The sequence below is a fragment of the Bacillus sp. 123MFChir2 genome, assembly GCF_000383235.1.
In the GTDB taxonomy this organism is placed as follows: domain Bacteria; phylum Bacillota; class Bacilli; order Bacillales; family Bacillaceae_G; genus Bacillus_A.
Window position 1 is genome coordinate 62,913 of sequence record NZ_KB910941.1, and the last position, 8,023, is coordinate 70,935.

Sequence of the window (8,023 nt, forward strand, 5' to 3'; positions counted from 1 at the left end):
TTTGTAAATTCTATAAAAACATCTTCCGTCATCGTATTTTTCCCCTAAAAAATTGAAATTAAGCGTTTTCAATCCTAATATTTTCCGTTCGGAAAGCACATAAAATAATTACTAATCAGAAAATTTTAACTAGGTAAACTTTTCTGATATACAAAATTATTATAAGGGATACTTTTTGAATATAACATATTTTGAATAAGAATACAAAATAAAAAACAACTTCTATTAAAGAGAAGTTGTTTTTTATTGAGATATTTTATCCCGCCACTTTTGAACAGTAAGAGCTTGATTGAGCAGGCTTTCCATCGGTGGGGAATAAAGAAACCCTACCGATGGAAGTTTCACTTTATTTTACAAATCGTTTTTCGATGTCATCTAGCATTAAGTTCGCAGCCATTACACCGCCAGCTGTATTCCAAATGACATCGTCCACTTTGTATACTTTACCGTTTTTGGAAGCATTTAAGTTTTTGAATAAAGGATCGTTGATATATTCTTTTTCTAATTCAGAACCTTTCTTTTCGTTCCCTTTATCATATGTGAAGTAGAAGATAATATCACCATCCATTGCAGAAATGCGCTCTTTAGATACATTCCGTTCCGCAAAGTCATCTTTGTTTTGATCACCAGGACGTTTGAAACCAAGTTCTTTTAAAATAACACCAGAGAATGTATCTCCGTGATAAATACGAACATCACCAGGCATAAAACGCACCATAGAAATTTCTTGATTTACTTTATCTCCAAGTTTACCTTTTAAGTCTTTTATACGCTTGTCGTAATCAGCTAGTACCTGTTGACCTTCTTTTTCTTTATTCACTGCTTTTGCATAAAGCTTAAAATTATCTTTCCATTCACCGCGTAGTGTTTCTGAGAAAACAGTAGGAGCAATGCTTTTTAATTGCTCGTATATTTTTTCGTGACGCAGTTTATTACCAATGATTAAGTCGGGTTTTAAAGCAGCAATTGCTTCTACATTAGGTTGAAGCTCAGTACCGACAGTTTTTACACTTTTTAGTTTATCCTTTGTATGTGGATACCATGGGTTACCGGTCGGTGCTTCAGCAGCACCAACTGGTGTTACCCCAAGGGTAAGTAAAGCTTCTGTTCCTTCATTTGTTAAAACAACGACACGCTTTGGATTAGCAGGAACTTCTGTTTTACCCATTACGTGTTCTACAGTAATCATTTCTTTCTTTTCTTCTTTTTTAGGCTCAGCTTTGTTATCTGATTTCCCACATGCCCCTAAAAGAAGGGTAAAGGACAACACGAATACAAATAATGCAAATGATTTTTGTTTGATGAAATTCATTATGTATCCTCCTAGATATTGAGAATATTTTTCAATTAACAAAGTTGATATTAAGGGGTTATAAATAGATTGTCAATAGGTGCAATTGAAAATAATTATTACTATCATTGATGCTGCGAATTAAGTTACAATACACTAACAACGTATCATTATGTATTAAAGGAGAAACGTTACATGTTATTAAAAACAAATCAAGCAAAATGGGTTGGATTATTTGTTGGAATCATTGCAGTTATTACTTGTATTTGGGGGAGTATTATTTTGGGATATACAAATACAAGTGGGAGATTAGCATTGGATGCTTTTTTCCATTTCAATGGTTCGAATGAACATATTATTATTCAAAATGTACGTTTACCTCGGGCGCTTATTGCCGCTAGTGTCGGGGCTAGTTTAGCCATTGCTGGTTGCCTTATGCAAACTTTAACAAAAAATCCACTCGCTGCTCCGGATTTTATCGGATTAAACTCAGGTGCTGCCTTTTTCATAGTTGTAGCGATTGTTGTTTTTTCGACTTCATCTTTGTCAGCATTTACGTGGATTGCCTTTTTAGGTGCAGCAGTTGCTGCCGCGCTTGTATTTGCTTCTAGTTCTTTAGGAAAAGAAGGGACAACTCCCCTTAAGTTAACATTGGCAGGGGTAGCGATAAGTGCCTTATTCTCTTCTTTAACACAGGGACTGCTTGTATTAAATGAAAAAGCGTTAGAAGAAGTGTTGTTCTGGCTTGCTGGTTCTGTACAAGGGAGAAAGTTAGAAGTATTACAATCCGTATTTCCTTATTTATTAGTTGGTTGGATTGCCTCTCTCTTGATGGCAGGGAAAGTGAACACGCTAATGATGGGAGAAGATGTAGCGAAAGGGCTAGGACAACGAACAGTGATGATGAAGGCATTTGTACTGCTTATTGTTGTTTTATTGTCAGGTGGATCGGTTGCTGTTGCAGGACCAATTGGATTTGTTGGAATTATTATCCCTCATTTCGCAAAAGCTCTTGTCGGTGTAGATCATCGTTGGAGAGTTCCGTATAGTGGATTGTTAGGTGCCATTTTGTTATTACTTGCAGATATTGCTGCGAGATATGTGATTATGCCACAAGAAGTACCAGTAGGGGTTATGACAGCATTTATTGGTGCACCATTCTTTATTTATATAGCACGTAAGAGAGGACTTAGCAAATGAAGAAGTACATTCCGTTTCGTATAGGAAAAGATGGTCTCTCGTTTTTAATGTATAAACGAGCTTGTTTCGTCTTGTTAGGTTTATTAGTTGTTTTAATCGGATTATTTTTTGCAAGTGCGGGTATGGGAGAGATGAAAGTAGCTCCATATGATGTATGGCAAGCAATTATTGGAAACGGTGATGCAATGTCTAGTATGGTTGTAAATAAGTTTCGTATGCCACGTATTCTCATTGCAATTCTTGTAGGAATAGCTCTTGCTGTAGCCGGATGTATTTTACAAGGGCTCGTTCGAAATCCGCTTGCATCTCCTGATATTATTGGCATTACGGGCGGGGCAAGTGTAGCAGTTGTATTATTCCTAGCTATATTTAGTGATAAAAACAATGCATTAACAGTAAGCATCCATTATATGCCGTTGGCGGCCTTTATTGGGGCAACCATCGTTGCAGTTTTTGTATATTTATTTGCGTGGAGAAATGATGGATTATCGCCGATTAGTCTTGTTTTGATTGGTGTTGGATTTTGGGCACTAACGAAGGCAGCGACAACATTATTTATGTTGCTAGCACCAATCTACCAAGCGAGCCAAGCCAATGTGTGGATTACCGGTACTGTTTACGGAGCTTCCTGGCAAAACGTAGGGGTGTTAGCACCTTGGGTTCTTATTTTAACAGTGGTTGCATTTATAGCTGCGAGACATTTAAATGCACAAGAACTTGGTGATGATATTGCTGCCGGACTTGGTATTCGTTTAACGAAATCACGTCTTTTCCTCTTGCTCCTTAGTACAGCGTTAATTGGAGGAGCGGTTGCCTTTGCAGGTGGAATCGGATTTGTTGGTTTAATGGCACCACATATTTCAAGAAGGTTAGTAGGTTCTTTATATGGTGCGTTAATTCCAGTAGCAGCTGTTGTAGGTGCGATTTTAGTACTTGCTGCAGATTTAATTGGGCGCACAGTCTTTGCTCCGCTTGAAGTACCAGCAGGTGTATTTACATCAGCAATCGGTGCTCCATATTTTATTTATTTACTTTATAAAAGTCGAAATTCATAAAGGTAAAGAAAAATATACATAGATGATTTACTATCTATAAAAAAAACGGAGTAAAGGAAGATAAACATGCAAAAAGCATTAGAAACAAAATCATTAACGTTGTCTTATGGTGAAACAATTATTATAGATGAATTAGATTTAGAAATTCCAAAAGGAAAAATTTCCATTTTTATAGGTTCAAATGGCTGTGGAAAATCTACTTTATTACGTTCGCTTGCACGGTTATTAAAACCTGCATCTGGAGATATTTTATTAGGAAATCAAGTTATCCAAAATATGCAAACGAAGCAAATTGCTCGTCAGCTTGCAATTTTACCACAAGGTCCACAAGCGCCAGAAGGGGTAACTGTTCTTCAGCTTGTTAAGCAAGGACGTTATCCATATCAAACATGGTTAAAACAATGGTCAAAGCAAGATGAAGAAATGGTATGGAAAGCATTAACTGCAACGGGAATGACCGAATTTGCAGAACGAGATGTTCATGCATTGTCTGGTGGACAACGTCAGCGTGCATGGATTGCAATGACACTTGCTCAGGATACAGATATCATTTTATTAGACGAGCCAACAACATATTTAGATATGACCCATCAAATTGAAGTGCTTGATTTATTATTTGAGTTAAATGAGAATGAGCAACGCACAATCGTAATGGTGCTTCATGATTTAAATTTAGCTTGTCGTTATGCAGATCATATTGTAGCAATTCGTGATAAACAAATTTATGCACAAGGCAAACCAGAAGATATTATTAATGATAAACTTGTACGTGATGTTTTTCGTATGAAGTGTGAAATTATTACAGATCCGTTATTCGGTACACCGCTTTGTATCCCGCAAGGAAAGGGAAGACGTATACTTCCGCAAGCGATTAATTAAAAGGAAAAGTAAAAAGGCGATGATGATTCATCGCCTTTTTACTTTGTACACGAAAATAATAGAAACAAAGGAATGCGCAGTCTGCGGTTATATTCTTCCTCACTTTGAAAGTGCTGCAACTCTGGTGTTGCTTCGCGTAAACTAGTAATCGTAAAACCAGCTTTTTGTAAAGATAGGAAGTATTGTTCAATTGTTCGGTGGTATTTAATCACTTCTTCATTAATCCATGGCTCAACGCGTTTGCCAGTTTGAAAATAGTCATCAACAAGCCAACTTGTTCGTTTTCCAGTAGTTTGCAAGCTTTCGAATGCAGAGGTGATAACGGGGTGTTGAACACTAAAAGCGAAAGTCCCCCCAGGTTTTAACGTTTGAAAAATTTGTTTGAAAGTATCATCAATATGTTCAATATAGTGAAGGACAAGTCTAGATGTAACGATATCAAAAGTAGAAGATGGGTATGTATAGTCTTTGAGGTTTAAAAGGTGAACAATTCCATTTGTATGTTGTAATTGTTTCTGAGCTTCTTCATGCATACGATGAGAGCCTTCAATGCCGGTATAAGAGTGACAACCTTTCTGTAGTAGCTCTACTCCAAATTGTGCATCACCGCAGCCAAGATCAAGAATACTTTTATCTTTTATATGGCCAAGTAATTGTAAGAGAGCAGGCTTTTCGATCGAATCGTTTGGGCTATCAGTGCGATGCCTGCGTTTCATATATTGTTCAAAAAATAAGGACTCATTGTAAACATCAGATTCTGTATAAGACATTGTATCCTCTCCTTGAAAACGTTTTTTTTATTCTACCAAAATCTAAATAATAATAATAGATTTCCGACATTATATAAGATATAATCAATAAATGAAAGCGTTTACTTTAAACTATTTTCCTATAATAAATTTTTGAAACGTGTTAAGCTTGTAAAGAGGTATTATTATGAATCCATTTTAATTTTTTGACATAAAGATTGCTGCACTTGCTTTTAATTCGCATGTGGTAGAAAAAGGCTTTTATGTCCTTTTTAATTAGGATTTATATAGGAAAATACTTTCTTTATATGAACGATAGGGAGGTTTCACGATGTCTAGCAAAACACTTGACAATTTTTTAGTAGAAAACCTAGAGGATTTAAAATCAAAGGGGCTTTATAACGTTATTGATCCGCTTGAAAGTTCGAATGGACCAATCATTACAATTGGCGGAAAAGAATATATTAACTTATCTTCAAATAACTATCTTGGGTTAGCAACAGATGAGCGTTTAAAAGAAGCAGCAATCGGCGCGATTCATAAATATGGTGTTGGTGCAGGGGCTGTTCGTACAATTAACGGTACACTTGATTTGCACATTAAATTAGAAGAAACAATTGCAAAGTTTAAACATACTGAAGCAGCAATTGCATATCAATCTGGATTTAATTGTAATATGGCAGCGATTTCAGCTGTTATGGATAAAAATGACGCGATTCTTTCAGATGAATTAAACCATGCATCTATTATTGATGGTAGCCGTTTATCAAGAGCAAAAATTATCGTTTATAAACATTCTGATATGGAAGACTTGCGTAAAAAAGCAATCGAAGCGAAAGAATCAGGTCTTTACAATAAATTAATGGTTATTACAGATGGCGTATTCTCAATGGATGGCGACATAGCAAAACTACCAGAAATCGTTGAAATTGCAGAAGAGCTAGATTTAATGACGTATGTTGATGATGCACACGGTTCTGGTGTACTTGGAAAAGGTGCTGGTACAGTAAAACATTTTGGACTATCTGATAAAGTAGATTTCCAAATTGGAACATTATCGAAGGCGATTGGTGTAATCGGTGGATATGTTGCTGGTAAGAAAAACTTAATCGATTGGTTAAAAGTTCGCTCTCGTCCATTCTTGTTCTCAACAGCGTTAACACCAGCTGATGCAGCGGCTTGTATGAGATCAATTGAAATTTTAATGGAAAGCACTGAGCTGCATGACCGTTTATGGGAAAATGGTCGTTATTTGAAACAAGGCTTAAAAGAGCTTGGTTTTAACATTGGTGAAAGTGAAACACCAATTACACCGTGTATTATTGGTGATGAAGTAGTAACACAACAATTTAGCCAACGTCTAAACGAAGAGGGCGTATACGCAAAGTCAATTGTGTTCCCAACTGTAGCAAAAGGAACAGGACGTGTTCGTAATATGCCAACAGCAGCACATACGAAAGAAATGCTTGATGAAGCAATTCGCACGTACGAAAAAGTTGGAAAAGAAATGGGTATTATTTAAGGCATTTACATCTATGAAAGCTTGCTAATGAGGAGTGGGGAAAATGAAAAAAATTCTAGTAACCGGTTCTTTAGGTCAAATTGGTTCTGAACTTGTAACGAAACTTCGTGATGTATACGGTGCATCAAACGTTGTTGCAACAGATATTCGTGAAACAGATAGCGAAGTTGTAAAATCTGGCCCATTTGAAATTTTAGATGTAACGGATGGTCAAAAATTACATGATATTGCAAAACGTAATGAAGTGGATACAATCATTCATTTAGCAGCATTACTTTCTGCAACGGCAGAAAAAAATCCGCTATTTGCTTGGAACTTAAACATGGGCGGTCTTGTAAACGCGTTAGAAGCGGCACGTGAGTTAAACTGTAAGTTTTTCACGCCAAGCTCAATTGGTGCATTCGGCCCAACAACGCCAAAAGATAATACGCCGCAAGACACCATTCAGCGTCCAACTACGATGTATGGGGTAAACAAAGTAGCTGGAGAGCTATTATGTGATTATTACTATCAAAAGTTTGGTGTAGATACGCGCGGTGTTCGCTTCCCTGGCTTAATTTCATACGTTGCACCTCCTGGAGGGGGAACAACTGACTATGCAGTTGAAATTTACTATGAAGCAATTAAAAAAGGTGCGTACACTTCTTACATTGCAGAAGGAACATACATGGATATGATGTACATGCCAGATGCATTGCAAGCGATCATTTCGTTAATGGAAGCAGATCCAAGTAAGTTAAAACACCGCAATGCATTTAACATTACAGCAATGAGCTTCGAGCCAGAACAAATTGCGGCATCTATTCGTAAACACATTCCAACATTCACGATGGATTACGCGGTTGATCCAGCTCGTCAAACAATCGCAGATAGCTGGCCAAACTCAATTGATGCAACAGCAGCAAAAGAAGAGTGGGGCTTCAAAGCAGACTACGATTTAGACAAAATGACAGCAGATATGCTTGAGAAATTAAAAAAAAAATTAGCAACTGAGCTAGTGAATAGCTAATAGGGAAGAACCGATTCAATGTGTTGAATCGGTTCTTCAGGCTGTGGAGAAAGCCTTCTCCACAGCCTGTTTTTGTGTCTGAACATCTTTTCATCTGTCAACACTGATAAAAAAGATGCAAAGGAGCGATGCCCCATGATGGGAGCGCTGAAAAATCATCGTGATGAGCGCGTAACAATTTCTGTAGAAGAGTTAGTTCCGCAAGACCATTTCCTTCGTGCCATTGAGGCAACAATCGATTTTCATTTTATTGAAGAAAAATTACGTCCTTATTATTGCGCAAACAATGGAAGACCGTCGATTCATCCAATTGTTTTA

General features: G+C 37.0%; 7 protein-coding genes and 1 pseudogene. 6 read left to right on the forward strand and 2 right to left on the reverse strand.

The window, feature by feature from the left end:
• Positions 1-346: 346 nt before the first annotated feature.
• Positions 347-1,312: an ABC transporter substrate-binding protein gene (locus H280_RS0111475; protein WP_020061272.1), complete on the reverse strand. Its 966-nt coding sequence runs from the start codon at positions 1,310-1,312 to the stop codon at positions 347-349.
• Between the two features lie 174 nt (positions 1,313-1,486).
• On the opposite strand from H280_RS0111475, the gene H280_RS0111480 reads away from it, so the two are divergent.
• Genes H280_RS0111480 through H280_RS0111490 form a run of 3 tightly spaced genes read left to right on the forward strand, consistent with a single transcriptional unit; the run spans position 1,487 to position 4,425 of the window.
• Positions 1,487-2,491 (forward strand): FecCD family ABC transporter permease, encoded by a 1,005-nt coding sequence (locus H280_RS0111480; RefSeq protein ID WP_020061273.1) that lies wholly within the window; start codon positions 1,487-1,489, stop codon positions 2,489-2,491.
• The gene (locus H280_RS0111485; protein ID WP_020061274.1) at positions 2,488-3,546 is read left to right on the forward strand and encodes a FecCD family ABC transporter permease; all 1,059 of its coding nucleotides are present in this window, start codon (positions 2,488-2,490) and stop codon (positions 3,544-3,546) included. Before H280_RS0111480 ends, H280_RS0111485 begins: the two co-directional genes overlap by 4 nt.
• A gap of 60 nt (positions 3,547-3,606) precedes the next feature.
• Positions 3,607-4,425, forward strand: a complete 819-nt coding sequence (locus H280_RS0111490) for an ABC transporter ATP-binding protein (protein ID WP_269208751.1) — start codon at positions 3,607-3,609, stop codon at positions 4,423-4,425.
• A 38-nt stretch (positions 4,426-4,463) separates the two neighbouring features.
• Here H280_RS0111490 and H280_RS0111495 read toward each other — a convergent pair whose 3' ends face one another.
• Positions 4,464-5,195: a class I SAM-dependent DNA methyltransferase gene (locus H280_RS0111495; RefSeq protein WP_020061276.1), complete on the reverse strand. Its 732-nt coding sequence runs from the start codon at positions 5,193-5,195 to the stop codon at positions 4,464-4,466.
• A 310-nt stretch (positions 5,196-5,505) separates the two neighbouring features.
• On the opposite strand from H280_RS0111495, the gene H280_RS0111500 reads away from it, so the two are divergent.
• The 3 genes and pseudogenes from H280_RS0111500 to H280_RS23500 all read left to right on the forward strand — a co-directional run.
• Entirely contained in the window at positions 5,506-6,696 is a 1,191-nt protein-coding gene (locus H280_RS0111500; protein ID WP_020061277.1) for a glycine C-acetyltransferase, read from the forward strand.
• A 34-nt stretch (positions 6,697-6,730) separates the two neighbouring features.
• The gene (locus H280_RS0111505; RefSeq protein ID WP_081625647.1) at positions 6,731-7,705 is read left to right on the forward strand and encodes an L-threonine 3-dehydrogenase; all 975 of its coding nucleotides are present in this window, start codon (positions 6,731-6,733) and stop codon (positions 7,703-7,705) included.
• Between the two features lie 135 nt (positions 7,706-7,840).
• Positions 7,841-8,023, forward strand: a pseudogene (locus H280_RS23500) (IS5/IS1182 family transposase); the annotation flags it as partial.